The 23,672-nt window shown below is 63.2% G+C and carries 29 protein-coding genes and 1 tRNA gene; 19 read left to right on the forward strand and 11 right to left on the reverse strand.

Annotated elements, in window-relative coordinates; translation table 11 throughout:
• Window positions 1–25 precede the first annotated feature (25 nt).
• Window positions 26–355, forward strand: a complete 330-nt coding sequence (locus tag D5125_04700) for a DUF2782 domain-containing protein (GenBank protein QFY88827.1) — start codon at window positions 26–28, stop codon at window positions 353–355.
• A 38-nt stretch (window positions 356–393) separates the two neighbouring features.
• On the opposite strand, the gene D5125_04705 is transcribed toward D5125_04700, so the two are convergent.
• Window positions 394–2,133 (reverse strand): DUF342 domain-containing protein, encoded by a 1,740-nt coding sequence (locus D5125_04705; protein QFY88828.1) that lies wholly within the window; start codon window positions 2,131–2,133, stop codon window positions 394–396.
• 433 nt (window positions 2,134–2,566) lie between these two features.
• On the opposite strand from D5125_04705, the gene D5125_04710 reads away from it, so the two are divergent.
• Window positions 2,567–2,776, forward strand: coding sequence for a cold shock domain-containing protein (locus tag D5125_04710; GenBank protein ID QFY88829.1), 210 nt, complete (start codon window positions 2,567–2,569; stop codon window positions 2,774–2,776).
• Window positions 2,777–2,904: 128 nt separating this feature from the next.
• On the forward strand, window positions 2,905–3,174 hold the full coding sequence (locus D5125_04715; GenBank protein QFY88830.1) for an RNA-binding protein: 270 nt from the start codon (window positions 2,905–2,907) through the stop codon (window positions 3,172–3,174).
• 45 nt (window positions 3,175–3,219) lie between these two features.
• On the opposite strand, the gene D5125_04720 is transcribed toward D5125_04715, so the two are convergent.
• From D5125_04720 to D5125_04730, 3 genes are all read right to left on the reverse strand, one after another.
• The gene (locus D5125_04720) at window positions 3,220–3,648 is read right to left on the reverse strand and encodes a peptidylprolyl isomerase (GenBank protein ID QFY88831.1); all 429 of its coding nucleotides are present in this window, start codon (window positions 3,646–3,648) and stop codon (window positions 3,220–3,222) included.
• A 60-nt stretch (window positions 3,649–3,708) separates the two neighbouring features.
• Entirely contained in the window at window positions 3,709–4,368 is a 660-nt protein-coding gene (locus tag D5125_04725; GenBank protein ID QFY88832.2) for a hypothetical protein, read from the reverse strand.
• Between the two features lie 380 nt (window positions 4,369–4,748).
• Complete coding sequence (locus D5125_04730; protein QFY88833.1) at window positions 4,749–5,060, reverse strand: sulfur globule protein CV1; 312 nt, start codon at window positions 5,058–5,060, stop codon at window positions 4,749–4,751.
• Between the two features lie 190 nt (window positions 5,061–5,250).
• Between D5125_04730 and D5125_04735 the strand changes: the two genes are divergently transcribed.
• The 13 genes from D5125_04735 to D5125_04795 all read left to right on the forward strand — a co-directional run bounded on the left by D5125_04735 (window position 5,251) and on the right by D5125_04795 (window position 13,711).
• Window positions 5,251–5,327, forward strand: a tRNA-Met gene (locus tag D5125_04735).
• A gap of 90 nt (window positions 5,328–5,417) precedes the next feature.
• A complete protein-coding gene (locus D5125_04740; GenBank protein ID QFY88834.1) occupies window positions 5,418–6,074 on the forward strand; it encodes a hypothetical protein in 657 nt (218 codons plus the stop codon).
• 300 nt (window positions 6,075–6,374) lie between these two features.
• Window positions 6,375–6,899, forward strand: a complete 525-nt coding sequence (locus tag D5125_04745; protein ID QFY88835.1) for an HAD family hydrolase — start codon at window positions 6,375–6,377, stop codon at window positions 6,897–6,899.
• 8 nt (window positions 6,900–6,907) lie between these two features.
• Window positions 6,908–7,468, forward strand: coding sequence for an LPS export ABC transporter periplasmic protein LptC (gene lptC, locus D5125_04750; protein QFY88836.1), 561 nt, complete (start codon window positions 6,908–6,910; stop codon window positions 7,466–7,468).
• Window positions 7,452–8,129, forward strand: coding sequence for a lipopolysaccharide transport periplasmic protein LptA (gene lptA, locus D5125_04755; GenBank protein QFY88837.2), 678 nt, complete (start codon window positions 7,452–7,454; stop codon window positions 8,127–8,129). Before lptC ends, lptA begins: the two co-directional genes overlap by 17 nt.
• Complete coding sequence (gene lptB / locus D5125_04760; GenBank protein ID QFY88838.1) at window positions 8,126–8,860, forward strand: LPS export ABC transporter ATP-binding protein; 735 nt, start codon at window positions 8,126–8,128, stop codon at window positions 8,858–8,860. The genes lptA and lptB overlap by 4 nt, the downstream gene beginning before the upstream one ends.
• Before the next feature lie 123 nt (window positions 8,861–8,983).
• Window positions 8,984–10,495, forward strand: a complete 1,512-nt coding sequence (locus tag D5125_04765; protein QFY88839.1) for an RNA polymerase factor sigma-54 — start codon at window positions 8,984–8,986, stop codon at window positions 10,493–10,495.
• Window positions 10,496–10,647: 152 nt separating this feature from the next.
• Window positions 10,648–10,959 (forward strand): ribosome-associated translation inhibitor RaiA, encoded by a 312-nt coding sequence (gene raiA / locus D5125_04770; GenBank protein QFY88840.1) that lies wholly within the window; start codon window positions 10,648–10,650, stop codon window positions 10,957–10,959.
• Window positions 10,960–10,974: 15 nt separating this feature from the next.
• Window positions 10,975–11,436, forward strand: a complete 462-nt coding sequence (locus tag D5125_04775) for a PTS sugar transporter subunit IIA (GenBank protein QFY88841.1) — start codon at window positions 10,975–10,977, stop codon at window positions 11,434–11,436.
• Window positions 11,437–11,645: 209 nt separating this feature from the next.
• Window positions 11,646–12,158 (forward strand): hypothetical protein, encoded by a 513-nt coding sequence (locus tag D5125_04780; GenBank protein QFY88842.2) that lies wholly within the window; start codon window positions 11,646–11,648, stop codon window positions 12,156–12,158.
• Window positions 12,155–13,009 (forward strand): RNase adapter RapZ, encoded by an 855-nt coding sequence (gene rapZ, locus D5125_04785; protein QFY88843.1) that lies wholly within the window; start codon window positions 12,155–12,157, stop codon window positions 13,007–13,009. Before D5125_04780 ends, rapZ begins: the two co-directional genes overlap by 4 nt.
• Window positions 13,006–13,455, forward strand: a complete 450-nt coding sequence (locus tag D5125_04790; GenBank protein ID QFY88844.1) for a PTS fructose transporter subunit IIA — start codon at window positions 13,006–13,008, stop codon at window positions 13,453–13,455. The genes rapZ and D5125_04790 overlap by 4 nt, the downstream gene beginning before the upstream one ends.
• The gene (locus D5125_04795; protein ID QFY88845.1) at window positions 13,442–13,711 is read left to right on the forward strand and encodes an HPr family phosphocarrier protein; all 270 of its coding nucleotides are present in this window, start codon (window positions 13,442–13,444) and stop codon (window positions 13,709–13,711) included. Before D5125_04790 ends, D5125_04795 begins: the two co-directional genes overlap by 14 nt.
• A 175-nt stretch (window positions 13,712–13,886) precedes the next feature.
• Here the strand turns inward: D5125_04795 and D5125_04800 are convergent, their stop codons facing one another.
• Window positions 13,887–14,570, reverse strand: a complete 684-nt coding sequence (locus D5125_04800) for a hypothetical protein (protein QFY88846.1) — start codon at window positions 14,568–14,570, stop codon at window positions 13,887–13,889.
• Window positions 14,567–14,965, reverse strand: coding sequence for a hypothetical protein (locus D5125_04805; protein ID QFY88847.1), 399 nt, complete (start codon window positions 14,963–14,965; stop codon window positions 14,567–14,569). The genes D5125_04800 and D5125_04805 overlap by 4 nt, the downstream gene beginning before the upstream one ends.
• A gap of 343 nt (window positions 14,966–15,308) precedes the next feature.
• Between D5125_04805 and D5125_04810 the strand changes: the two genes are divergently transcribed.
• Window positions 15,309–16,505, forward strand: coding sequence for a TraB/GumN family protein (locus D5125_04810; protein ID QFY88848.1), 1,197 nt, complete (start codon window positions 15,309–15,311; stop codon window positions 16,503–16,505).
• A 6-nt stretch (window positions 16,506–16,511) separates the two neighbouring features.
• Here the strand turns inward: D5125_04810 and D5125_04815 are convergent, their stop codons facing one another.
• From D5125_04815 to D5125_04830, 4 genes are all read right to left on the reverse strand, one after another.
• Complete coding sequence (locus tag D5125_04815; protein ID QFY88849.1) at window positions 16,512–17,771, reverse strand: ABC transporter permease; 1,260 nt, start codon at window positions 17,769–17,771, stop codon at window positions 16,512–16,514.
• A complete protein-coding gene (locus D5125_04820) occupies window positions 17,771–18,499 on the reverse strand; it encodes an ABC transporter ATP-binding protein (GenBank protein QFY88850.1) in 729 nt (242 codons plus the stop codon). The genes D5125_04815 and D5125_04820 overlap by 1 nt, the downstream gene beginning before the upstream one ends.
• 37 nt (window positions 18,500–18,536) lie before the next feature.
• Window positions 18,537–19,070: a DUF2796 domain-containing protein gene (locus D5125_04825; GenBank protein QFY88851.1), complete on the reverse strand. Its 534-nt coding sequence runs from the start codon at window positions 19,068–19,070 to the stop codon at window positions 18,537–18,539.
• Between the two features lie 125 nt (window positions 19,071–19,195).
• The gene (locus D5125_04830; protein QFY88852.1) at window positions 19,196–19,426 is read right to left on the reverse strand and encodes a hypothetical protein; all 231 of its coding nucleotides are present in this window, start codon (window positions 19,424–19,426) and stop codon (window positions 19,196–19,198) included.
• Window positions 19,427–19,794: 368 nt separating this feature from the next.
• Between D5125_04830 and D5125_04835 the strand changes: the two genes are divergently transcribed.
• Both D5125_04835 and D5125_04840 read left to right on the forward strand, forming a co-directional pair.
• Complete coding sequence (locus D5125_04835) at window positions 19,795–20,280, forward strand: molybdenum cofactor biosynthesis protein MoaE (GenBank protein QFY88853.1); 486 nt, start codon at window positions 19,795–19,797, stop codon at window positions 20,278–20,280.
• Between the two features lie 495 nt (window positions 20,281–20,775).
• Window positions 20,776–22,860 (forward strand): elongation factor G, encoded by a 2,085-nt coding sequence (locus tag D5125_04840; GenBank protein QFY88854.1) that lies wholly within the window; start codon window positions 20,776–20,778, stop codon window positions 22,858–22,860.
• A gap of 364 nt (window positions 22,861–23,224) precedes the next feature.
• Here D5125_04840 and D5125_04845 read toward each other — a convergent pair whose 3' ends face one another.
• On the reverse strand, window positions 23,225–23,635 hold the full coding sequence (locus D5125_04845; protein QFY88855.2) for a cyclic nucleotide-binding domain-containing protein: 411 nt from the start codon (window positions 23,633–23,635) through the stop codon (window positions 23,225–23,227).
• Window positions 23,636–23,672: the final 37 nt, after the last annotated feature.

The raw sequence follows: 23,672 nt of genomic DNA on the forward strand, positions 1-23,672 counted from the left end.
CAACCTTTACCTCTGGAATAGATCCATGAAACACGCACTGCCCCTGCTTGCCCTCTTGCCCGCCCTGTTCCTGGCCGCCCCCCTGGCCGCCTATGACGGTGCCCCACCGCCACCCCAGCTGCCTGAGCCGGTACACAGCGGTGAGGAGCTGGAGCCCGAGGTGACCATTGTCGATCATCCCGAAGGCCGTGCCTATGAGTACCGCGCCAACGGCCATCTGTACATGGTCAAGATCCAGCCCAGGGTGGGCAAGCCCTATTACGAGATCGACATGGACGGTGATGGCGAGCTGGATACCCGGCTGGACGACCTGCGCAACAGCGCGGTGCCGCAGTGGGTGCTGATGCGGTTTTAGCCGTCGGCCAGACCGGGTTGCGTGGCTGCGCGGCCCGCTCAACCCTGATAGCGCGATTTACTGATCTTGCCCTGACGGCGTGTCGTGCTGATCATGGGCACGAACTCCAGGCCCAGCTGATCGGTCACCCGGACCTCGATGGCGCTCATGTCGCGGCCGATGCGCTCCACCCGGTCGAGCAGGCGGATCTCCACCCCGGCGTGCAGGGTCTGCCGCGCTACCACGCGTACCTCGCCCAGCAGGCGCTGAAACTCGGCCTCGGACTCCTTCAGCTGTTTGAATAACTCGGCAACCCGCTCGTGGTCGGCCGTGTGCGCCTCGCGCAGGCGCTGCATCTTTTCGTGGCTGTTGCTCACCCCACGTTTGAGCAGGCTGTTGATCATGGCGGCCAGCTTGACCTCCTGTTCATTCACCTGGTTCATCTCGGTACGCAGCCGGTCGATGCTCTCCTGTTCCTGCCTGAGCCGAGCGGACAGATCGATGCTCCCCAGTACGCCCGAGGGCATACCGATGATGCCCGCCTGGACCGAAGTGCCTGCGTTGATCTCGCCACCGATCAGCTTGCCGTTGAGCACCTCGCCCTTGCCCACCCAAACCAGCTCGCGGGCGTTGACCCGTGAGTGGTAGAGCAGATTATCTACGTAGATGGAGCCGCCGCTGGTCAGATCGCCGGTCTGTACGAAGGGGGTGCGTATATCCCCCTCGGCCTTGACCACCAGGGCGTATTTGAGCGCCTCGATGGGCTTGCCCTTGACCGGCTTGGGCTGCTGCAACTGGCGGCCGATCATGCCCTTGGCCACCAGGACACTGCCGCCGGCCTGCAGGTAGGAGGCCTCCACCAGACCGCCAACGCAGATATCACCGCTGGCGATGACGCGCATGTCCTCGGCCACATCCCGCTCCACCATCACGGTGCCCTCGAACTCGACATGACCGCTGGCCAGATTGACCGCCTTGAGGCTGAGGGATTGCTCCACCGCCATGCCCTGGGCGAAGCCGTGACCCAGCCGACGGGGGATGCCGGAGCGGGTGGCGATGAGTAATTCGGGGTCATCCGGCGAGATCTCCGTCCCGGTCCCAGGTGTCATCCGGCCCACCTTCACCGCCTTGCAGGGGATCGCCTTGCCCAGCACCGACAGCCCCGGCTGCCCCGGCTTGGCCGGGTGGCGACGCATCAGCTGCTGCCCCTCCTGTACCGAGAGAAACTTGCCGTAGTCCTTCATGTCAACGCTGCCGTCTTCCCGCTCCTTGGGCTGGGTGGCGCGGTCCTCCAGGGTGGGGATGAGCTGTTCAAAGCGCACATCACTGCCCTCCACCGGCTCGCGGCCCTCGGCGATCACCTCACGACTGACCGTGCCTGGGGCCGCCTCTGCGGCCTTTGCCACCAGTTGGCCAACGGCCTTGGTGTCCAGCCCCTGGACCACGCCGGCCTTGCGCGCGGCCACTACCACGTCCATGTTGCGGATCTTCTTGCCGCCATGGCCCTGGGTGATTTCGGCGCTGGCGCGGAATTTGTTGCGGGAGAGGACGATGCGTAGCTCGGCATCGGTGCGCTGGGCCACCTCGGTGGCCGGGGTGGGTTCTCCGGGCGGGGTATCCAGCAGCTTGCCCAGGGCCTGCTGAAAGCCCTTTTCCAAGGGCAGGTGGTTAGCAAAGGGGGATTCCAGAAAGTGCTGTTTCAGCTCATCGTAGCTGATCTTGTCTTCCTCACTGGCACGCTCAAGCACCACCTCTACTCGGGCTTGATCTTTGGTCAGATTGAATTGGACCTGGGGCATGGGACAGTAAACCTTCGCATAAATCCAGCCGAGTCCCTGTCATCTTCTCACACTTGAAGCCACTAAGCCCAGAGCATTTTCGTGCGCATTTTTCGCGCCGGGCAGGGGCGGGATTCTTGCCCAAGCAGGAATTGCTTTGCCTTTATCGGCGCATTGGGTTAATCTGCCCTCACTGCATGATCTGAGTCCTACCTCTATCGTTCTACATTCTCTGTCTTCAGCTGAAAACACCGAATCTAGCTTCGCTAGCGCAAGCCAATCCTGTGGTCTGCTCGCCCTTGGGCGATGTCTGTTCCGCCATGGCATGATGCCGAGGCACGGCCTTTGGCCGTATGCGACAGCACCCCGGACCCTGGGGCGCTGCCGAGGGCGAGCCCGTTCAGGATGAAGGGCCTGCCTGCTACTACTCTATTACTACTGAGGTATTTTTTACATGTCTGACAGACAAATTGGAACCGTTAAGTGGTTCGACAACGCCAAGGGCTATGGTTTTATTTCCCGTGATTCGGGCAAGGACCTGTTCGTCCACTTTCGCAGCATTGTAGGCGAAGGACACCGCTCCCTGGATGAAGGCCAGCAGGTCGAGTTCACCGAAATCGATGGCAAGAAAGGCCCCCAGGCCGATCAGGTTACACCCCTGTAACACCCCCCTCTCTCCACCGGAGCAGCCATTGGGGGTGCCTTGCGCACCCTGAGGCTCCGGTGGCCCTCTTCCTTGAGCCTGCAGCAATGCGGGCTTCTTTTCATCTACTCTCGTCAAGGCAGGTTCCATTGCTTACCCTCTCCGTTCGCGGCTTACCCCGCTCTACCACCGAATCCTCCCTCAATCAGCTATTCACCGAGTACGGCGATGTCCGCTCCCTGAAGATGGCCAAGGATCTCTTCTCCGGCGATTGTAAGGGGTTCGCCACCATTCAGATGGAGGGCCACCACGCCCGCGCCGCCATCGACGCGCTGAACAACAGCGAACTCGACGGCAGCCGTATCCGCGTGGACCTGGATCGTGGGCCCAAGGGCCGTGGCGGCAAACGCGGCCGCTGAATCGGCAAGGCCGGAACCCCAAGCACAGGATTCCGGCCGCCCAGCTCAGGCCAGGGCCACCAATTCGATGGCGAAGTTCAGGTTCTGACCGGCCAGGGGATGGTTGCCGTCCAGCACCAGGGTCTCTTCGTTCACCTCGGCCACGCGCAGGTTGATCAGCTGACCGTCTGGCGTCTGCGCCTGCAGGGGCATGCCCTCGGTGGGCTCGATATCATCCGGCAGGGCCTCCCGCGGCACCTCCTGCATCATCTCCTCGCTGCGTTCACCATAGGCCTGGGCCGGCGGGATGCTGACCTGCTTGCTCTCACCTAGGCACATACCCTCCACCGCGCTGTCGAAACCGGCAATCACCTGGCCTGAGCCCAGGGTGAATTCCAAGGGCTCGCGCCCCTCCGAGCTGTCAAAGGTGGTCCCATCATCCAGGGTGCCGGTGTAGTGGATCTTTACGGTATCGCCTTGCTTTGCTTGGTTCATGCTTATCTATCCTCTCTCGTCAAAATCTATCATCAGTCCGCTGTCTTCTGTCCTCGGTCTCTAAACCCGAATCGGCCGTGGCAGGCTGACCGGCACCCCCCGAGAGGAGGTGGACTTGGGCTCGGCATCCCCCTTTTCTTGCGCGGAATCTTCGGCGCTGGAACTGGCCCCAGGCTCGGTTGATTGGGCCTCCTGCTCCTTAGTTGCTCCCTCTGTCTGGGCCTCTGGCGGGCGCTGAGCGCCAGCCGACTGGGCATCCGCCTCCAATTCGCCGATAGCTGGCTGGGTATCCGGTGTCGGCGCTTCGACAGGAGCGGCCTGTGTCTCGGTCTGCGGACGGGTCTGCCCCTCCCCTTCCTGATCTGGCGTCTTTGCTGCCTGCCCGGCGTCCACAGCGGCCCCTGTGCCAGTCTTTTTCTTCACCCCGGTAGCGGGCTCGGCAGAGCGGGACGAGCCCAATCCCTCTAGGGCCGGGGGCCGTATCTGGCTGTCGAGCATCCACTGATGCCTCTGCTCGCGCCGCTTCTGCATGCGCTCCCGCCAGGCCTCACGGCGTGTCTCCAAGGCCTCACGCCAGGCATCGGGCCTGGTGGCCGTTTGGCCAGGGCAGTCCGGGGTCAAGCATCGCATCCGTTGGTGCATCTGTCGGCGCATGTCCTCGCGCCGCTGCTCCATCAGCTTCCGCCATTGCTCATGCCGCTGCCGCATGTGTTGGTGCATGGCCTGTCTCATCTGCCAATATCGGGGCTGTGGTGCAAATCCCCATTGGCCATGGGTCGGGGATGGTGCAGGCTGGGTTTCGGCAGCGGCCGGCGCGCTCGGCCCGAAGCCGTAGAAATAGGGTGTGCTGGCATCCTGATCCGTATTCCAACCCGGCCCTGCCCACCAGGCATTTGCCGTTGCGGAAAAACCGAGGGCGGCAGCGGTCACGAGAAGACAAGTCTTGTTCATAGGGCACCTGATGGGTAATGGGCGGGAGACAAGGATAGCGCATCCCTGCGCCGGGAAGACAGGGCCCGATCTGAGCTGATCAAACAGGGCCCGCAAAGGCCAGTCTAGGCCTGCACAGCGGTCAAGATGAAAGATAGTCAGCGGCCGTATCAGTCGGCCTGTTTCGCCGCCGGTGCTGCGGGGGCTGCCGGGGCAACCGGAGGGGCATAGCCATAGGGCGCGCCATAATAGGGATAACCATAGCCGTAGGGGCCATAGTAATAGGGACGATAGTAATTGTAGCCACGACCCCAGCCGTTGCCACGGGCACTCATGCTGAAGTTCATATCGCCCCAGCCATCACCGAACCAATCATCTCCACCCCAGCCACCAGGGCCACCCCAGGGGCCCCACCAGGCCTGGGCAGAGGCAGAAGCCGCCAGCAAGGCAGCGACGGAAGCGACTTTGATCATGTTTTTCATAGAGATACCCTCCAGATCAGCCAAGTTGTAAGGTCACGCAGGGAACACCAAACCGGTCTCAAGTGGACCAGAAGTAAGAGTCTATAAGCAAATGCTTAAACTTCAAATAGGAGCTTTTTATGCGGGCAAGGGGGAGTTTATCAGGCTTGACGGCACCCCCACCGCCCATTAGAATTCCGCCTCTTGACACGGCTATGTAGCTCAGCTGGTTAGAGCACATCACTCATAATGATGGGGTCCCAGGTTCAAATCCCGGCATAGCCACCATAAAATCAAAGGCTTGCAGCTGATCGGCTGTAGGCCTTTTTTATTGGGCCAAGGCCGTGCCGCCACAGCCACATTCAGAGCTCCCATTTTATGAAGAGTTTTCTCAAGGTAATCATCCCCGTAGGCATTATCCTGTTTCTGCTCCTGCTGCAGGTAATGCCCTCCCACAGCCCGCAGGAGCAAATCGGCGGGTTGCCCTGGCAAATCGAAACCCTGGCCGATGGCAGCAGCAGGGCGCTGGGCATTCATCTGGGCGAGGACAACCTGAAGGACGCGGTGCGCCTGCTCGGTCGCCCCGAGGGGCTGGCCCTGTTTTCGCCCCAGACAGAGGCCCGTGACCTGAGCCTGGAGGCCTATTTCGGCACGGTACGCAACGGCCCCCTGGCGGCCAAGCTGATACTGGTGCTCACTGCCAGCCAAGAACAGATGCGCGCCATGGCGGAACGGGCGATAACCCGCAAGCCAGGCCCAAGCGGGGCCTATCAATGGACACTGTCAGAGGCAGACAAACAACAGGTGCTGGCATACCGAATCCGCGCCCTGACCTACATCCCCCTCTATGCCAAGCTGGAGCCGGAGTTCTTCAGCAGCCGCTTCGGCCAACCCAGCGCAAGGCAAACCCTGGACAAGCAGAGGGAGCGCTGGCTCTACCCCGAGCAGGGACTGAGCATAGACATCAACCCAGAGGGCCAAGAAGTGCTGCACTATGTGGCACCGCGTGATTTCGTGCATCCTGGGCCGGGTTGATTTCGTCCCATGAGCCTAGGAGCCTGTCGGGTTTAGGTGCCCGTAGCGAGCAAGGTGGGAGAACGAGAACAAATTTTCACGATTTTGAGGCGCATAGTTGGCCTACGCAACGAAAAATCGGGGGAATTTGGGCCGTTCTTCCCACCGGCGCAGTAGGAGCATCCTAAAACCGACAGGCTCCTAGGGCCAAAGTCCTGCTCCACATTGACCAGGGACTCGGCTACCATGCGGTCTTTGCCGGTGTTGGCCCTGGGCCGACCACCCTTCAGTCCCCTCTCTTTAGCCCCCATGAGGTAGTTTATGCAGGACATTCTGGAAAAGGCGGCCAGGATTGAGCTGGTGATCTTCGATGTGGACGGGGTGCTGACCGACGGCAGCCTGTTCTATGGCGATGATGGCCAGGAGTACAAGGCGTTCAACTCCAAGGACGGCCACGGCATGGTCATGCTGCGCGAAAACGGCGTGCAGATCGGCATCATCACCGGGCGCAGCTCCGAGGTGGTGCGTATCCGCATGCAGAGTCTGGGGGTCAGTCAGGTGTATCAGGGCCAGCGCGACAAGCTGCCGGCCTATGAGCGGATCAAGGCCGAACTGGGGCTTGAGGACGGGCAGATCGCCTATGTCGGCGACGATGTGGTGGACCTGCCGGTGATGACCCGGGTTGGTCTGGCGATTGCCGTGGCCGATGCCCATGAGCTGGTGTGCGAACGGGCCCACTGGCGCACCCGCAACCCCGGCGGACGCGGCGCGGCGCGGGAGGTGTGCGAGCTGCTGCTGCGCGGCCGTGGGCTGTACGAGGCCGAAATGCGCCGCTACCTGGGCTAGGCCTCGGCATGACCGCCTCCCGTTGGCTGCTGGCCGGCCTATTGTTGGGACTGGGCCTGCTCAGCTGGTGGCTGAGCCGGGAGCAGGTACTGCCGAGCCAGGCCGATGCCGGGCATTTGCCGGATTATTACGCCGAGAACCTGGTGCTGATCGAGATGAATGAACAGGGCCGACCGCGCCAGCATCTGACCAGTCGGCGCATGGAGCACTTCGCCGGGGATGACAGCCTGCACCTGAGCCAACCCCAGGTGCTGCTGCTGGAGGAGCAGGGCCCGCCCTGGCAATTGCGCGCCGATCAGGGCTGGCTGGCCGGGCAGCGGGATGAACTCTGGCTGCGCGGCCAGGTGTTCATCGACCGGGAGGCGACTCAGACCGGCCCGGCCTATCACCTGGTCACCCGTGACCTGCACCTGACCCAGGACCCGGACTATGCCGAGACCGAGCAATCGGTGTATCTGCTCAGCGGTCAAGATCAGCTGCAGGGCCTGGGTATGCAGGCCTGGTTCGAGCCCGAGCCGCGCATCAAACTCCTGTCTCAGGTGAGGGGGCGATTTGAGCAACAACCCTAGCGGGCATGGGGCGAGCAGCGCCACACTGGAACATGAAACATCTCATGGCGGTTGCGGGACTCGGGACTCGGGACTCGGGACTCGTGAGTTGCCACGGCTGTTTCACCCTGATACCCCAACACTCATGGGGCGAGCAAAGCTGTGCCGGTGGGCACTGGCGCTGCTCCTGCTGCTGGGACTGGCGGCCCCGGCCTGGGCGCTGAAGTCCGACGCCGAGCAGCCGGTGCATCTGGAATCCGACAGCGCCGATATCGATGAGGCCAGCGGCACCCGCACCTTTAGCGGCAAGGTCCAGGTCAGCCAGGGCAGCATCCGCATCAGCGCCCAGCGCCTGGTGATCCAGGAGCTGGCCGATGGCAGCGGGCACCGATTCCAGGCCTTTGGCCAACCGGCGCGGTTTCAGCAGGAGGTGGACGGCAAGCCCGGCGAGCTGGTCAAGGGCCATGCCCAGCGCATCGAATACGACAGCAACAGCGAGTTTCTGCACCTGATCGGCGATGCCTTTCTGTCCCAGGAGGGCGACACGGCGCGCAGCGACCGCATCACCTACAACCGGCGCAACTCGGTGATGAAGGGTGGTGCCTCGGCCCAGGGCAAGGAGCGGGTACGCATGGTGATCCAATCGAAAAAGCCCCCGGCGGCCAAGGATGCCGCCCCATGACGACAACCCCAAGCCTCTCCGCCAGCCAACTGAGCAAGTCCTTCAAGGGCCGTCAGGTGGTCAAGGGCTTTGGCTTCGGGCTGTACGGCGGCGAGGTGGTAGGCCTGCTCGGGCCCAACGGCGCGGGCAAGACCACCAGCTTTTATATGGTGGTGGGGCTGATTCCGGTGGACCAGGGCCAGGTCTGGCTCAACGGCCAGGATGTCACCCGCCTGCCCATGCACGGCCGCGCCCGGCTCGGCCTGAGCTATCTGGCGCAGGAGCCCTCGGTGTTTCGCAAGCTCAGTGCGCGGGACAATATCCTGGCTATCCTAGAGATCCGGGATGACCTGCAGCGGGGTGATCGGGCGCGCCAGTGCGATGCCCTGCTGGATGACCTGGGCCTGGGCCATCTGGCCGACAGCCTGGCCATGAGCCTGTCCGGCGGCGAGCGGCGGCGGCTGGAGATCGCCCGCGCCCTGGCGGTGGAGCCGCGCTTTATCCTGCTGGACGAGCCCTTTGCCGGGGTCGATCCCCTGTCGGTGGTGGAGATCCAGCGCATCATCCGTGGCCTGGCCGAGCGCGGCATCGGCATCCTCATCACCGACCACAACGTGCGCGAGACCCTGGGCATCTGCAACCGCGCCTATATCGTCAGCGATGGCGCCGTGCTGGCGGAGGGCAGCCCCGAGCAGATCCTGGAAAACAGCGCCGTGCGCTCGGTCTATCTGGGCGAGCATTTTCGTATGTGAATCAATCTATGCGATTGATCTGAAAGGACTAATTCAGATAGTACTCAGGCTGCGGGTTTTTGCGCTAGAATTCCCTTAACCGGCATACAAATAACATACCAGAGCAATCATCAATCCCAGTTCATGAAGCAATCCCTACAGCTTCGCCTCGGCCAACAACTCACCATGACGCCCCAGTTACAGCAGGCGATACGCCTGTTGCAGCTGTCTGTGCTCGATCTGCGCGAAGAGATGCAGGATGCGGTGGAGTCCAACCCCATGCTGGAGCTGGAAGAGGGTGATGGCGAGGGCGGCGAGCCCCAGCTCAAACCCCTGAACAACGAGGTCGGCCCCAGGCTCGGCGACAACGAGTCCGGCGATGCCCCGGCGCAGGGCGACGAGGTCTCCCAGGACAGCGAGGTGCGCGTCGATCAGGAGCAGATGCCGGCCGAGCTACCGGTGGACGCGGACTGGGACTCGGTCTATGAAAGCCCCAGCAGTGGCCCCCGAGAGCAGGCCGGTGGTGACGCCGGCGATACCGACTTCCTCGCCCAGCGCAGCCAGGCCAACACCCTCTACGACCACCTCATGTGGCAGCTCAACCTGAGCCGCTTCAGCGATACCGACCGTATCATCGCCACCGCCCTGATCGACGCCATTGGCGAGGACGGCTATCTGGCCGCAGACCTGGAAGAGATCTGCCAGGGCCTCAGCGATCTGGACGGCGAGGTAGAGGCAGACGAGGTCGAGGCCGTGCTGCACCGTATTCAATCCTTCGACCCGCCCGGCGTGGGTGCCCGAGGCCCCCAGGAGTGCCTGCTGCTGCAACTGCGCCAACTGCCCCCTCAGACCCCCCATCTGGAGCAGGCCACACGCCTGGTGGAGGACTATTTTGATCTGCTTGCCGGGCAGGTACCGACCCAGATCCGGCGCAAGCTCAAGGTGGATGAAGAGACCCTGGGGGCCATCATGCGGCTGATCCGCTCCCTGGCCCCGCGTCCCGGTATCCTGGTGGCGGACGAGGCCCCGCAGTATGTGATCCCCGATGTCATCGTAACCAAGCGCAATGACCACTGGCAGGTGGAGCTGAACCCCGAGGCCATGCCCCGGCTGCGCATCAATGCCGATTACGCCGGTCTGGTGAAGCGGGCGGACTCCAGCGACGACAACACCTTCCTGCGCAATCACCTGCAGGAGGCGCGCTGGTTGCTGAAAAGCCTGCAAAGCCGCCATGACACCCTGCTGCGGGTGGCCACCAGCATCGTCGAGCAACAGCGCGCCTTCTTCGACTACGGCGAGGAGGCGATGAAGCCCCTGGTGCTGCGCGATATCGCCGAACCCCTGGAGATGCACGAATCCACCATCTCCCGGGTGACCACGCAAAAGTACATGTACACCCCGCGCGGCACCTTTGAATTCAAATACTTCTTCTCCAGTCATGTGGGCACTATCGGCGGCGGCGAGTGCTCGGCCACCGCCATCCGCGCCCTGATCAAGAAACTGGTGACGGCGGAGAATGGCAAGAAACCCTTGAGTGATAGTAAGCTGGCCAAGATCCTTGAAGAACAGGGCATCAATGTCGCCCGCAGGACCGTGGCCAAATACCGGGAGGCCCTCGGCATACCCCCGTCCAATGAGCGCAAGCGGCTAATGTAACTCAGCATCAATCTTCGCCGGGGGCACCGAACCGCACCCGGCAATGGCGGCCCGGCGCCTGCACCGGGACAGCGCGAGGGGCACAGCGCCCCCCAAGTTCGGGTCGGCAGGGCGGCCATACCGAACGCGACTCAACAACCAAGGAGCCAACCATGCAAATCAATGTTACCGGTCACCACGTCGATGTCACCGACTCCATGCGTGAGTATGTCGATAGCAAATTCGAGCGCCTGGAGCGCCATTTTGATCACGTCATAGACGTGCATGTCATCCTCACCGTGGAAAAACTGCGGCAGAAGGCCGAATCCACCATCAAGCTCAACGGTGCCAACATCTTCGCCGACTCGACCCATGAGGACATGTACGCCGCCATCGATCTGTTGGTGGACAAGCTCGATCGGCAGGTAATCAAGCACAAGGAGAAGATACAGGATCGTCGCGGTGCCCAGCGGCGCGATCAGTAAAGGCGGAGGCGGAAGGTGTTTCCTGAAAACTTTCTGATTGCCGAGCGCATCGCGCTGGACCTGGAGGCCGGCAGCAAGAAGCGGGTGCTTGAGGTGCTTGCCGAACTGCTGCACACCGACAGGCAGGACACTACCGCCGTATTTGACCAGCTGCTGGAGCGTGAACGCCTGGGCAGCACCGGCATGGGCCAGGGCATTGCCCTGCCCCATGCCCGGCTAGAGGGCCTGAGCCAGGCCCGCGGCTGTTTTGTCCGGCTCGCCCAGGGGGTGGATTTCGCCGCCGTGGATGCTGAGCCGGTGGACCTAGTCTTCGGCCTGCTGGTACCCGGCGCGGCCACCCAGGAGCACCTGCAACTGCTGGCCGGTCTGGCCGGCCGGTTCCGCGATGCCCATCTCTGCGCCCAGCTGCGGCAAGGCCAGAGCCCGCAACAGGTACTGCAACTCCTTGCCACCTCAGGCCCTCAGGCCACTGCATAACCCTAAAAAGAGCATTTGGCCACAGAGCCACAGACGACGCCATGGACGGAGGAGGTAGGTCATGCCAAACCGATGACTGGATCATCGGTGGCCCTGGAGTCGTCTGTGTCTCTGTGGCTTAACTGAGGAATATAGGATAACGCGGCTTGACGGCTGGGTTGAGAGGCCTGGCCCTTCCAGGACACGCCCAAACCCCGAAACGCAAACCCTTGCAGCTGCTCCCCGATGATCAGATCCACGCCACCCTGGTTGCCCTCTGGGGCGCTGGTCTGCTGCTCACCGGCCCCTCCGGCAGCGGCAAAAGCAGCCTGGCCTGGGGCCTGCTGCAGCGCGGCCATGCCCTGGTGGTGGACGACAGCCCCTGTTTGTTTCCCCGAAATGGTCGGCTCTACGGCCAGTATAGAGCCGGTTTTGAGGGTCTGATCCACCTGCCCGATCGGGGTCTGTGCGATGTGCGTCGGTATTTTGGCCCGGCCGCCAGCCTGAGGCGGGTTCGGGTACTGGGGCTGGCGGCCCTGCAGGATGCCCCTCCCCTGGCACCGGATCAACGCCTCTGCCTGCATGGCGTGGCGCTGGAGCGCCGTCACCTGGCGCGGGATCAGGGGCTGGCGCAACTCATCGAGCAGGTCGAATCCTGGGCCAGGACGCTGATCGAGATTGAACCTCAGGCCTTAGGGTCTATAATTGCGCCCTCTTCCACCCGTGGGGCAGGGGATTCATGAAACTGGTGATCGTTACTGGGCTCTCCGGGGCCGGCAAGAGCATCGCGCTGGATACCCTTGAGGATCTGGGCCTTTTCTGCGTGGACAATCTACCCATCCCGCTGTTGCCGGCGCTGGGTGAGGAGTTGCTCAAGGCCTCCGATAGAAACCGCTATTCCGCCGTGGGCATAGACGCCCGCAGTGAGCCGCAGAACCTGCAACGCATGCCGCAGATCCTGGGCCAGTTGCAGCAGCAGGGCTTTGATTGCGAGATATTCTTTCTCACCGCCGATGACGACACCCTGCTCAAACGCTTCTCCGAGACCCGCCGCAAGCACCCCCTGACCGACACTACCGGCAGCCTGGCCGAGGCCATCGCCCTGGAGCGCCGCCTGCTCGGGCCCTTGATGGAACGGGCCGACCTGCGCATAGACACCTGCAGCACCCATGTCCATCAATTACGCCATCTGCTGCGGGACCGCTTCAAACAGCGCGTCAGCGGTCGCCTGTCGCTGCAATTTCTCTCCTTCGGCTTCAAGCACGGCAGCCCCAGCGATGCCGATTTCATCTTTGATCTGCGCTGCCTGCCCAACCCCCACTGGCAACCGGCCCTGCGCCCACTCACCGGTAAGGATGCGGCGGTGGTGGACTTCCTGGAAGACTCCCCTCTGGTGCTGGACATGCGCCAGGATCTGATCGCCTTCCTGCAGAAATGGATCAATGCCTTTGACGCCGAAGGGCGCAGTTATCTCACCCTGGCCCTGGGCTGTACCGGCGGTCAGCACCGCTCGGTGTATATGGCCGAGGCCCTGTTCAAGCACTTCAACAATGGCGAGCGCCACGTCAGTCTGCGTCATCGGGAGGGGCCATGAGCGTGGTTCTCATGCTCATGTGCCACGACGACATCGGCGAGGCCATGCTGCTCAGCGCGGAGAACATCCTGGGCCCGCCAGCGACCAGGATCTGGAACCTGCCGGTGGCCGCCGAGGATTCCCTGGAGAGCATAGAGGGCCGCGCCCGGCGGATGCTGGAGCGTATCCATCAGCCCGAGGGGGTGCTTATACTCACCGACCTGCTCGGCTCCACCCCCTGCAATGTCGCCGTCGGCCTGGAGGAACTGGGCCAGGTCCGGGTGGTGGCCGGTCTCAATCTGCCCATGCTGCTGCGGGTGATGTCCCATGGCGGCGATGACCTGCCGCACCTGGTGGACATCGCCCTGGAGGGCGGCGCTCAGGGCGTACTGCCGGGACGGCCAAGGCCCAGCGAGCCGGCCCGGGTGATTCCCTTGAACAAGGAGCGCAAAGTTGGTTTCGGTTGAACTGCTGATCATCAATAAGCTGGGCCTGCATGCCCGCGCCGCCGCCAAGCTGGCCGGACTGGCAAAGACATTCGACAGCCGGATTCAGATCGACAAGAACGGCCAGCGGGCCAATGCCAAGAGCATCATGGGGCTGATGATGCTTGCCGCAGGCCGGGGCAGTCGGCTCTGCCTGCTGGTTGAGGGCGCGGATGAAGAGGCCGCCGCCGCCAGCCTGCAAGCCCTGGTGGATCAACGCTTTGGCGAGGCAGAATAGGGCCGCGCCCGCCGCCAAGCCACGGCAACGAAGGCCGCCCCTAGTGGTTACGCGGCGGCCACGGGCCGCCCTATTCGATTGGCTGAGATTTGTGGGTAATCAGGTAACATTTTTCAATGAGTTTGCTTTCTGCCCATTGATTTTTCTCTGTGCGCTCTGTGGCTAAGCGCCCTTTTTAGGTTGATGCCTTGGTGCAGGTCTCCAGCCACTGCTGTATCCGCTGCAGGCGTGCCTGCTGGGCCTGGCTGGCCCCTTGCCCAAGCAAGGCATCGGCCTGACGCAGGATCTCACCCAGCTGGACCGGGTCAAACAACTCCAGGGCGGCAAGCAAGCCAGGCTCCGGCTCGGCCAGCAGCACGGCGGCCAGCTCATCGGCCTGAATCAGGCTGTGCGGGTGCAGCAGGTCGGCCACCAAGGGCTGTTGCAGCAGGCTGAAATGGACGCGGCGGGCGGCATCTTCCTGGGCCAGCTCCGCCGCCGCCAGGCTGTCACCCTCGGCGTGGCGGCGTACCACCCGCATGATCACCTCGATCAGCTCGGCCAGGGCGGCCTGATGGGCGCTCTGCTCATCGGCCAGAGCGGCGCTGGTCGCATAGGCCCGCTCCAGCTGCCCCTTCAGCCCCAGAACGGTCTCGCTATCGGCATTCGGCGGCAGCTCGATGGCGCGCACCACCAGCTGTTTCAGCTCCTCGATAAAGGCCACCAGCTCTTCGTGGTCCAGCCGCTGTACCTCCAGCAGATCCTTGTCGCTGTACCCGCGCAGCGGCCGGGGCATAAGCGGATTGTCCAGCCGACGGCGAAAGTGGCGCTCATGGCGACCGGGCCGCTGGCTGAAAGGGATGGCGTTGCTCGCCTTCATTGCATCACCGGAATGGGGTTGCTGCGCCGCCAGCCGCTGCTCGGATCAAAGCGCCAGACCTGCTTGTCCACCAGGGTCTGCACCACCTGACGGTCCTGCTGGATATAACGGATACGCGCCGTGACCTGGGCGCTATCGCCGTTGATCACCGGGCTGTCGGCGGCCTCATAGCGGGTAACGCGGATGTTGGCCAGGCCCTCGGGCGGTGGCTGCTCCTGGGCCAGTTCCGGGCTGAGAAAGCGGTAGGCATCGGCCAGCTCGCCCCAGCGCACGGTGCCGCTGTAAACCCTCAGGGTCTCCTCCAACTGGGCCTGACGGTCCTTCACGCCAAGGGTCTGACAACCGCTCAGCCAGAGGCCGGTGAGCAAGGCAATAAACAGCAGAGGCAGGGGCATGGATCGGCTCCACAGGCAAGGGAATGGACCTAACGGACATGGAGCGGGCAGCGCCACCCCGGAACATGAAACACCTTCTTGTGCGCTTCGGGACTCGGGACTCGGGACTCGGAAGTTGCCATGGATGTTTCACAGTAATTCTACCGCGTTAAATTGCGTTTGGCTGTCCCGGTAGGCCCAAGGGCCCAGCGGGACGCCTGTGATAAATCTAACCAAGTCGAATTAACAGTCGCCTAGATTATCAAAGTTCCCCGCCCCAGGCTGGTATTATTGGCGGTTTGAAACCGAACCGGGTGTATCGGCCCCATAGCTGCCAGGCCCGGTCAACACAAGGAATGCCGCCTTGAGTGAAACACAACAACCCCTGATCGAGCTGGACCTGGAGGGCAGCCGCATCAGCCTGCTGGGCACCGCCCATGTATCACGGGTCAGCGCCGAGAGCGTACGCCAGCTGTTGCAGTCCGGCCGCTTCGATGCGGTGGCGGTGGAGCTGTGCCCAAGCCGCTACAACGCCATGCTCAACCCGGATGTCCTGGCGCAGATGGACCTGTTCCGCGTATTCCGTGAGGGCAAGGCCATGCTGGTGATGGCCAATCTTGCCCTGGGGGCCTATCAGCAGCGCATGGCAGATCAGTTCGGGATCCAGCCGGGCGAGGAGTTCCGCGTGGCCATAGAACAGGCCCGTGCGGCTGGCTACCCGGTGATGCTCATCGACCGCGAGGTGGCCACCACCCTCAAGCGCACCATCGCCCGGGTGCGTTGGTGGCAACGACTGGAGGTGGTCGGCCTGCTGCTGGCCAGCGTGATCAGCAAGGAGCAGGTGAGTGAAGAGGAGATCGAACGCCTCAAGGAGGGCGATATGCTGGAGAGCGCCTTTGGCCAGTTTGCCGAACAGAGCGCCGAGATCTTCCAGCCGCTGGTGGCCGAGCGCGACCGTTACATGGCGGCGCGGCTGCGGCAAGAAGTGCGCAGCCAGGGGCCAGAGCAGTTGCTGGTGGTGGTCGGTGCCGGTCACCTCAAGGGCATGGCCGAGGCCCTGCAACAGCCCCTGGCCGACCCCGAGGCGGTGATCACCGAGCTGGATCAGATGCCACGAAAGGGCAGCCGCTGGCTGAGCTATCTGCCCTGGCTGATTGTTACCCTGGTGGTAGGGGGCTTTGCCATCGGCTTCAGCCGCAGCCCCAATCTCGGCTGGAGCCTGGTGGCCGATTGGGTGCTGATCAACGGCGGCCTGTCTGCCCTGGGGGCGCTGCTGGCGGCGGCCCATCCACTGACGGTGCTCACCGCCTTTCTGGCCGCGCCCCTGACCTCGCTCAACCCGACCATAGGCGCGGGCATGGTCACCGCCGCGGCCGAGGTTTATCTGCGCAAGCCCAGGGTGGGCGATTTCAGCCGCCTGCGGCAGGACACCACGGCGCTGCGCGGCTGGTGGCAAAACCGCGTATCCCGCACCCTGCTGGTATTCCTGTTCAGCACCCTGGGCTCGGCAGTCGGCACCTATGTGGCCGGCTTTCGCATCTTCGACAAGCTGGCGGGCTGATCAAGGCTAAACCCTCAGGCTCAGGCCGTCGCTCAGGGTGCTCCAGTAGGCACGCAGGGCCGGGATCAGGCCGGCGACGAGGCTGGCCAGCAGGACGCTGGCAAGCAGCGTCAGCTCACGCGGGCCGGGGCTGCCGATACCGATGTGCAGGCCGAACTGGCCGATCAGCCAGGGTTGCAGGCCAACCAGCAGCAGCTGTAGCAGCAACACCCCCAGACCTATGCCGAGCAGGCCCATGCACAGGGCCTCGCCCAGGATCAGGCTGAAGATGTGCCAGGGGCGCGCCCCCAGGGAGCGCAGTATGGCCATCTCCCGACGGCGCTCGTTGAGGCTGGCCAGCAGCGCCGTGACCAGGCCGAACAGGCCTACCAGCACCACGCAGGCGGAGACCAGCAACAGGGCGTTCTCGGCCACGCCGATCAGGCCCCAAAGTTCACTCAGCGCCACCCCAGGCAGCACCGCCATCAGCGGCTCCTGGGGGTAGTCGTTGATCTGACGCTGGAGCTGAAAGATCGCCGTCTTGCTTTTCAGGCCGAGCAGCAGGGCGGTCACCTGCTTGGGGCGCAAATCCAGCTTGCGCGCCTGCTCGGCGGAGATGCGCAGGCCCGGCAGCCTGGCCCCGCCGGCCCAGTCCAGATGGATCGCCTCGATCGACTCCAGGCTGACGTGCAGGCTGCGGTCCACCGGGGTGCCGCTGGGCGTGAGAATGCCCACCACGCGGAAGGGCTTGTCCTCGTGCTTGCTGAAGCTGTGCCTGCCCATGCCGTGGCTGATCACCAGCTCATCCCCCAGCCGATAGCCCAGCTTGGCGGCCACCTCCGCGCCCAACACTACCTCATAGAGATCCTGGAACGGCCGCCCCTGGGCCAGCTCCAGCCGCTTTTTCTGGCCATAGGCATAGTGCCGGAAATAGGCCGGGGTCGTGCCCAGCACCCGGTAGCCACGGTGGGAGTCGCCCAGGGAGATGGGCACCAGCCAATCCACCTGGGGCAGGGCGGCCAGATCCTCGACGCTGCGCCAGTCGATATTGTTGCTCGGGCTGCCCAGGCGAAACACGGCGTAGAGCAGCAGCTGCACCTGGCCGCCACGGGCACCGACGATCAGGTCGGTACCCGATAGGCTGTTGGTGAAGCTGGCCTTGGTCTGGCTGCGCACCCGCTCCACCCCCAGCAGCAGGGCCACGCTAAGCGCGATGGAGAGCAGGGTGATGGCCAGGCTGAAGCGGCGGTTGAGCAGGCTGCGCCAGGCCAGATGCAGGACTAGCATCAATTGGCCCTCCGGTCCTGGCCGGCCTGATTGATCTGGTTCAGGCGCAGGGTGCGGTCGAACAGGGGCTCCAGGGCGGCATCGTGGCTGACGAATACCAGGGTCACCCCCATCGCCCGGCACTCGTTGAACAGCAGCTGGATGAAGGCGCTGCGCCGATCCGCATCCAGCGCCGAGGTGGGCTCATCGGCAATCAGCAGCTCGGGCGCGCCCATCAGCGCCCGCGCCGCAGCTACCCGCTGTTGCTGGCCGACGCTCAGCTGGGTCACCGGGCGGCCAAGCAGGTCGGCATCGGTCAAATCCAGGTGCCTGAGCAGGCGCTCGGCCTCCGCGTCCAGGCTGGCGGAGCGCTGCAGGGCGCGCGCTCGGCGTTGGCCGGAGAAGTGGCAGGGCAGAATGAGATTCTCGCGGATGGACAGATAGGGGATCAGGTTGAACAGCTGGAAGATGTAGCCGATGTGATGGGCGCGAAAGCGGTCCCGCCCGGCACCGCTCAGCTGGGCCAGATCCTGACCCAGGATGCGCACCTGACCCCGCTGCGGCAGGGCCATGCCGGCCAGCAGGCTGAGCAGAGTGCTCTTGCCGCTGCCGCTGGGGCCTTCGATGAATACCCGCTCACCGGGCTGCACCAGCAGCCGATCCAACGCCAGAACCTCGGCACCATTCGACCGCCAGCGGAAGGACAGATCGCGCAGATCGATCAAGGGCGGATCAGAGAAACCAAGCACTGTCTTCTGTCCTCTGTCATCTGCCCTCTGTCTTCTGTCAAAAATCCATCCCCGCCTGCTCGGCGGTCAACGCCTTCTGCTGCTGGGTATCGCTGGATACCATCTGGGCGTGCAGCACCTGGATGGCGGGAAACTCGGCGAACAGGCGCACCTCGATCCGCTCAGGGGCCTGGCATTGATAGTGATAATGGGCGCTGATGTCGGCGTGGTCGTGATCCTCGCCCGCCTCGGCCTCCAGCAGGGGCGAGTCCAGGGCCACCTGCTGCAGCTGGCAGGCGTCCTGCGGGGTGAAAACGAATAGCCGCTGCGCCTGACGCAGTCCCTCGGCGGTGTGCTGCAGGTACTCGCGCTGCTCGGCGGTGCGCGGGGCGTGCTCAAAGCCCAGCAGGTTGGCGGCGGGGCTTTGCAGCTCGATCAGCAGGGTATCCCCGTCCAGCACCAGGTTGAGCTGGGCCTGACCATGGACATGGGCCGAGTGCTGCCGCTGCGGCGCTTCCTCGGCCAGGGCCGGGGGCAAGAGCAGGGGCAGACAGCAGAAGAGGAAAAGCGACAGAATCTTGGCGGAGGGCACGTTAAAGACCTTGGTAGAGGTATGGGGTCAGTTTGTCTGATACGGCAGGGGCAAGGATGACAGGGTACCGGTTGCGCCAGATCCAGGTCGGCGGATGCCGACCTGGCGCGGGCCGACCGGGCCGATCAGCCCTGGCGGGCGATGAATGCGATGGGGGATAGCTCCATCAGGTCCGGGGGCATGGGGGTAAAGGGCTCTGCCACCAGCGCGGCCTCACTGACCTGCTGAACCCCCAGGCCCAGTTGCGGGCCGCTGTCAGGCAGCCAGGCCTGGGTGACGGATGCATCGGCCGCTGCCTGGCCCTCTGGCCCGTCAACAAAGATGCCGTCAATCATGTTGTAAACGATAGTGCTCATTTCAGCCCCCTCGTGTTGGTTTGGCCCTTTAGGGCCGGGTCTGGCCTCCTGGCCTGTGGATGCCGACAGGGCCGAAAATTCCGCCCCGCCTACAGTACTGATATCGGCCGCGCCCCAGGCAACTTGATCCTGCCTTGCTGAACCGGCATCGGCCCTCCCTGCGCCAATGCCCTGATCATCGCGCCGAGTCGCGCCGATTTCAAGGGCCAGCCTGCTATTTCTCGGTTACGAGCAGGGCCATCTCGCCCATACCTGAGCCTGCCGAGCGGCCGCAATGCGATTCACTCAGCAGGATCTGTACCGGCTTTGGCCAGCAGGAAGGGGCGGATGGCTTCTCTGACCTGGCCAATGGGTGTAATCTGGCCGCTATGAACGAGATACTTATCCTGGAGCAGCCGCTGGACCCCGAGGCCGAGCAGTTGGCCTTTCGCCGTGGTCGTCCGGCGGCCGGTGCCCTGGTCGGTTTTCTCGGCCTGATGCGCGACATCAATCAGGACGACGCGGTACAGGCCATGCGTCTGGAGCACTATCCGGGGATGACCGAAAAGGCCCTGGCGCGGATCATCCGCCAGGCGCAGGGGCGCTGGCCCCTGGAGGGGGTGCGGGTGATCCACCGGGTCGGCCCACTGCTACCGGAAGACCCCATTGTGCTGGTACTGGTGGCCGCTCGCCACCGTGGCGAGGCCTTCCAGGCCTGTGAGTTCATCATCGACTATCTGAAGACCCAGGCACCCTTCTGGAAACAGGAGACCCTGGCCGACGGCAGCCAGCGCTGGGTGGACGGCCGCCACTCGGATACACAGGCGATGGATAGATGGGCCGCGACCGAAAGCGCCCCAGCGGCCGCTAAGTGAGGCCAAGGCCATCTGACTTCTATGCGGGAACTTTACCCATTTGTTCCAGCCCAAGCGGGTCATTTTTCACCGCATCGATAGGCCAGGCCCAGTGGGAGGGGCCTTGCCCGCGATCCTAAAAAACACCCGAAGGGCTCATTCCTTCAAACTTCACCCTGCAAACTTCTGACTTTTCAAGCGCCCTTCGCGGCCAAGGCCGCTGCTACATCGTTGGGCCCGTCGGTGGGAAAGACTTTGGGCCGACACTGACAAACTAGCATTAGGCCCTCTGCCCCGGTTCGTGGTAACCTACGCCGCTACAATTTCAATTGTCCTGGCAAATCTTTTCCCAATCAAAAGGTTAGCTTAACGCCCCAGGCCTGGCGGCGTTTGGTTGCTGGCGGGCGGGTTTCCGCGATTTAGCAGGGCGATTGAGCGGATGCCCCTGGATCAGCGCTCAGAGGTGGTCATCCAACCGGTTTTTTTGGACTTTCACATTCAATTTAGAGAGCAAACATGACTGATCTGAAGTTTTATCGCAACATCGGCATCTTCGCCCACGTAGATGCCGGCAAGACGACCACCACCGAGCGTATCCTCAAACTGACCGGCAAGATCCACAAGCTGGGCGAAGTGCACGATGGCGAGTCCACCATGGACTTCATGGAGCAGGAGGCCGAGCGCGGCATCACCATCCAGTCCGCCGCCACCACCGCCTTCTGGAAGGATCACCAGTTCAACATCATCGACACCCCCGGACACGTGGACTTCACCATCGAGGTCTATCGCTCGCTGAAGGTGCTGGATGGCGGCGTGGGCGTGTTCTGCGGCTCCGGCGGCGTCGAACCCCAATCTGAGACCAACTGGCGCTACGCCAACGACTCCGAGGTGGCGCGCATCATCTTCGTCAACAAGCTCGACCGCATCGGCGCGGACTTCTACCGCGTGGTCAAGCAGGTCGAGACCGTGCTGGCCGCCAACCCGCTGGTGATGGTGCTGCCGATCGGCATTGAGGAGAACTTTATCGGCGTGGTCGATCTGCTCACCCGCAAGGCCTGGGTGTGGGACGAGACCGGCGACCCGATGAACTACGAGATCAAGGACGTGCCGGAAGACATGACCGACGCAGTGGAAGAATGGCGCGAGAAGCTGATCGAAACCGCCGTGGAGCAGGACGATGACCTGATGGAAAAGTACCTGGAAGGCGAGGAGCCCGCCATCGACGACATCAAGCGCTGCATCCGCAAGGGCACCATCGCCCTGGACTTCTTCCCCACCTACTGCGGTTCGGCGTTCAAGAACAAGGGCATGCAGCTGGTGCTGGATGCCGTGGTGGATTACCTGCCCAGCCCCACCGAGGTGGAGCCGCAGCCGGAGGTGGACATGGAGGGCAACGAGACCGGCAAGCATGCCATCGTCGATCCCAACGGCCCCCTGCGCGCCCTGGCCTTCAAGATCATGGACGACCGCTACGGTGCCCTCACCTTCACCCGCATCTACTCGGGCAAGATCAAGAAGGGCGATAGCGTACTCAACACCTTCACCGGCAAGACCGAGCGCATCGGCCGCATCATCGAGATGCATGCCGACAACCGCAAGGAGCTGGACTCGGCCCAAGCCGGCGATATCATCGCCCTGCTCGGCATGAAGAACACCCAGACCGGCCACACCCTGTGCGACCCGGACCACCCGGCCACCCTGGAGCCCATGGTATTCCCCGACCCGGTCATCTCCATCGCCATCGCGCCCAAGGACAAGGGGGCTGCCGAGAAGCTGGGGGTTGCCCTGAACAAGATGATGCAGGAAGACCCCTCGTTCCGCGTCGAGACCGATGAGGAATCCGGCGAGACCATCATCAAGGGCATGGGCGAGCTGCACCTGGACATCAAGGTGGATATCCTCAAGCGCACCCACGGCGTCGAGTGCAACATCGGCAAGCCCCAGGTGGCCTACCGCGAGGGCATCACCAGCCGGATCGAAGACAGCTACACGCACAAGAAGCAGACCGGCGGTTCCGGCCAGTTCGCCAAGATCGACTACATCATCGAACCGGGCGAGCCCGGCAGCGGCTTTGTGTTTGAATCGGCGGTCACCGGCGGCAACGTGCCACGTGAGTTCTGGCCGGCGGTGGAGAAGGGCTTCAAGCTGAGCAAGGAAGAGGGCGTACTGGCCGGCTTCCCCTGCCTGGACTTCAAGGTGATCCTGACCGACGGTGGCTTCCACGCCGTGGACTCCTCGGCCATCGCCTACGAGATCGCCGCCAAGGCCGCCTATCGGCAGAGCATCCCCAAGGCCAACCCGATCCTGCTGGAGCCGATCATGAAGGTGGACGTATTTACCCCGGAAGACCATGTGGGTGATGTCATCGGCGACCTCAACCGCCGTCGCGGCATGATCAAGTCCCAGGAGTCCGGTCCCACCGGGGTACGGGTCAAGGCGGATGCCCCGCTGAGTGAGATGTTCGGCTACATCGGCGACCTGCGCACCATGACCTCAGGCCGCGGCCAGTTCTCCATGGAGTTCAGCCACTACAGTCAGTGCCCGACGAATGTCGCCGAGCAGGTGATCAAGGAAGTCAAGGAGCGTAAGGCCAAGAAATAGGGCAAAGGCCCCAGCGAACCGGCCGGCCGAGGCGACTCGCGCCGGCCTTTTTTTCGGCCGTCAGCGGTCAGCGGCCGAAGGGCTGATTCCTTCACCCTATAAACCGCAGATTACGCCGATTATCGCAGATTAAATTATGTATTTTCATTAGGTTAGAATAACTTAGCCAGTCACCCGCTGGGTGAGTGGGTGGACTTGGCAAACACACTGAAAAATCTGTGTAAATCGGTGAAATCTGCGGTTCAACTGCTCTTTTTTAGGTTCACCCTAAAAAGAGCATTTGGCCACAGAGCCACAGACGACTCCATGGACGGAAACGATCCGCAGCGCGTGGGAACGAGACGTTGCCAGGGATTTCACGGGATTATTTCAGGGTCAGCCCCTGAAAGCGCAGGCGGCGGGCCAGGGTGACGGCGGCGGTGTGGTAGAAGCGGGCGGCCAGGCCCTGGTGCAGTTCCAGCACCTCGTCGAGCACCTCGCCGTCGATGACGATGCATTCGATCTCCTTGTTGGCGATGACCGTGGCGCTGGCCTCTTCCTCACCGAGAAAGGACATTTCACCGAACATCTCACCGGCACGGATATTGGCCAGGACGATGTTGCCGAAGCGCCGGTTCAGCTCGATGCGCACGCTGCCCCTGAGCAGCCAGAACAGGCGGCGGTTGGTCTCTTTCTCCTTGAGGATTACCTGCTCCTCGGCATAGGTCACCACCCGGCCACGCCGACGCAACAGGGCCAGGTCTTTTTCCAGAAGAAAATTGCTGTCTTTTTTCATCTTGTTACTGCCTATAGGGGTGCTGTTGAAAGCCATA

This window comes from gamma proteobacterium SS-5 (assembly GCA_009497875.2).
Classification (GTDB): Bacteria; Pseudomonadota; Gammaproteobacteria; order Chromatiales; family Chromatiaceae; genus Magnetovirga; species Magnetovirga frankeli.

Coding starts and splice junctions, on each gene's coding strand:
- D5125_04800 (QFY88846.1), bottom strand. CDS start 14,570: ATGAAGGCGAGCAACGCCATCCCTTTCAGCCAGCGGCCCGGTCGCCAT.
- D5125_04700 (QFY88827.1), top strand. CDS start 26: ATGAAACACGCACTGCCCCTGCTTGCCCTCTTGCCCGCCCTGTTCCTG.
- D5125_04745 (QFY88835.1), top strand. CDS start 6,375: ATGCAGGACATTCTGGAAAAGGCGGCCAGGATTGAGCTGGTGATCTTC.
- D5125_04815 (QFY88849.1), bottom strand. CDS start 17,771: ATGCTAGTCCTGCATCTGGCCTGGCGCAGCCTGCTCAACCGCCGCTTC.
- D5125_04805 (QFY88847.1), bottom strand. CDS start 14,965: ATGCCCCTGCCTCTGCTGTTTATTGCCTTGCTCACCGGCCTCTGGCTG.
- D5125_04730 (QFY88833.1), bottom strand. CDS start 5,060: ATGAAAAACATGATCAAAGTCGCTTCCGTCGCTGCCTTGCTGGCGGCT.
- D5125_04720 (QFY88831.1), bottom strand. CDS start 3,648: ATGAACCAAGCAAAGCAAGGCGATACCGTAAAGATCCACTACACCGGC.
- D5125_04740 (QFY88834.1), top strand. CDS start 5,418: ATGAAGAGTTTTCTCAAGGTAATCATCCCCGTAGGCATTATCCTGTTT.
- D5125_04765 (QFY88839.1), top strand. CDS start 8,984: ATGAAGCAATCCCTACAGCTTCGCCTCGGCCAACAACTCACCATGACG.
- D5125_04725 (QFY88832.2), bottom strand. CDS start 4,368: ATGCACCAACACATGCGGCAGCGGCATGAGCAATGGCGGAAGCTGATG.
- D5125_04710 (QFY88829.1), top strand. CDS start 2,567: ATGTCTGACAGACAAATTGGAACCGTTAAGTGGTTCGACAACGCCAAG.
- D5125_04835 (QFY88853.1), top strand. CDS start 19,795: ATGAACGAGATACTTATCCTGGAGCAGCCGCTGGACCCCGAGGCCGAG.
- D5125_04790 (QFY88844.1), top strand. CDS start 13,006: ATGAGCGTGGTTCTCATGCTCATGTGCCACGACGACATCGGCGAGGCC.
- D5125_04845 (QFY88855.2), bottom strand. CDS start 23,635: ATGAAAAAAGACAGCAATTTTCTTCTGGAAAAAGACCTGGCCCTGTTG.
- D5125_04840 (QFY88854.1), top strand. CDS start 20,776: ATGACTGATCTGAAGTTTTATCGCAACATCGGCATCTTCGCCCACGTA.
- lptB (QFY88838.1), top strand. CDS start 8,126: ATGACGACAACCCCAAGCCTCTCCGCCAGCCAACTGAGCAAGTCCTTC.
- lptC (QFY88836.1), top strand. CDS start 6,908: ATGACCGCCTCCCGTTGGCTGCTGGCCGGCCTATTGTTGGGACTGGGC.
- rapZ (QFY88843.1), top strand. CDS start 12,155: ATGAAACTGGTGATCGTTACTGGGCTCTCCGGGGCCGGCAAGAGCATC.
- D5125_04705 (QFY88828.1), bottom strand. CDS start 2,133: ATGCCCCAGGTCCAATTCAATCTGACCAAAGATCAAGCCCGAGTAGAG.
- raiA (QFY88840.1), top strand. CDS start 10,648: ATGCAAATCAATGTTACCGGTCACCACGTCGATGTCACCGACTCCATG.
- D5125_04830 (QFY88852.1), bottom strand. CDS start 19,426: ATGAGCACTATCGTTTACAACATGATTGACGGCATCTTTGTTGACGGG.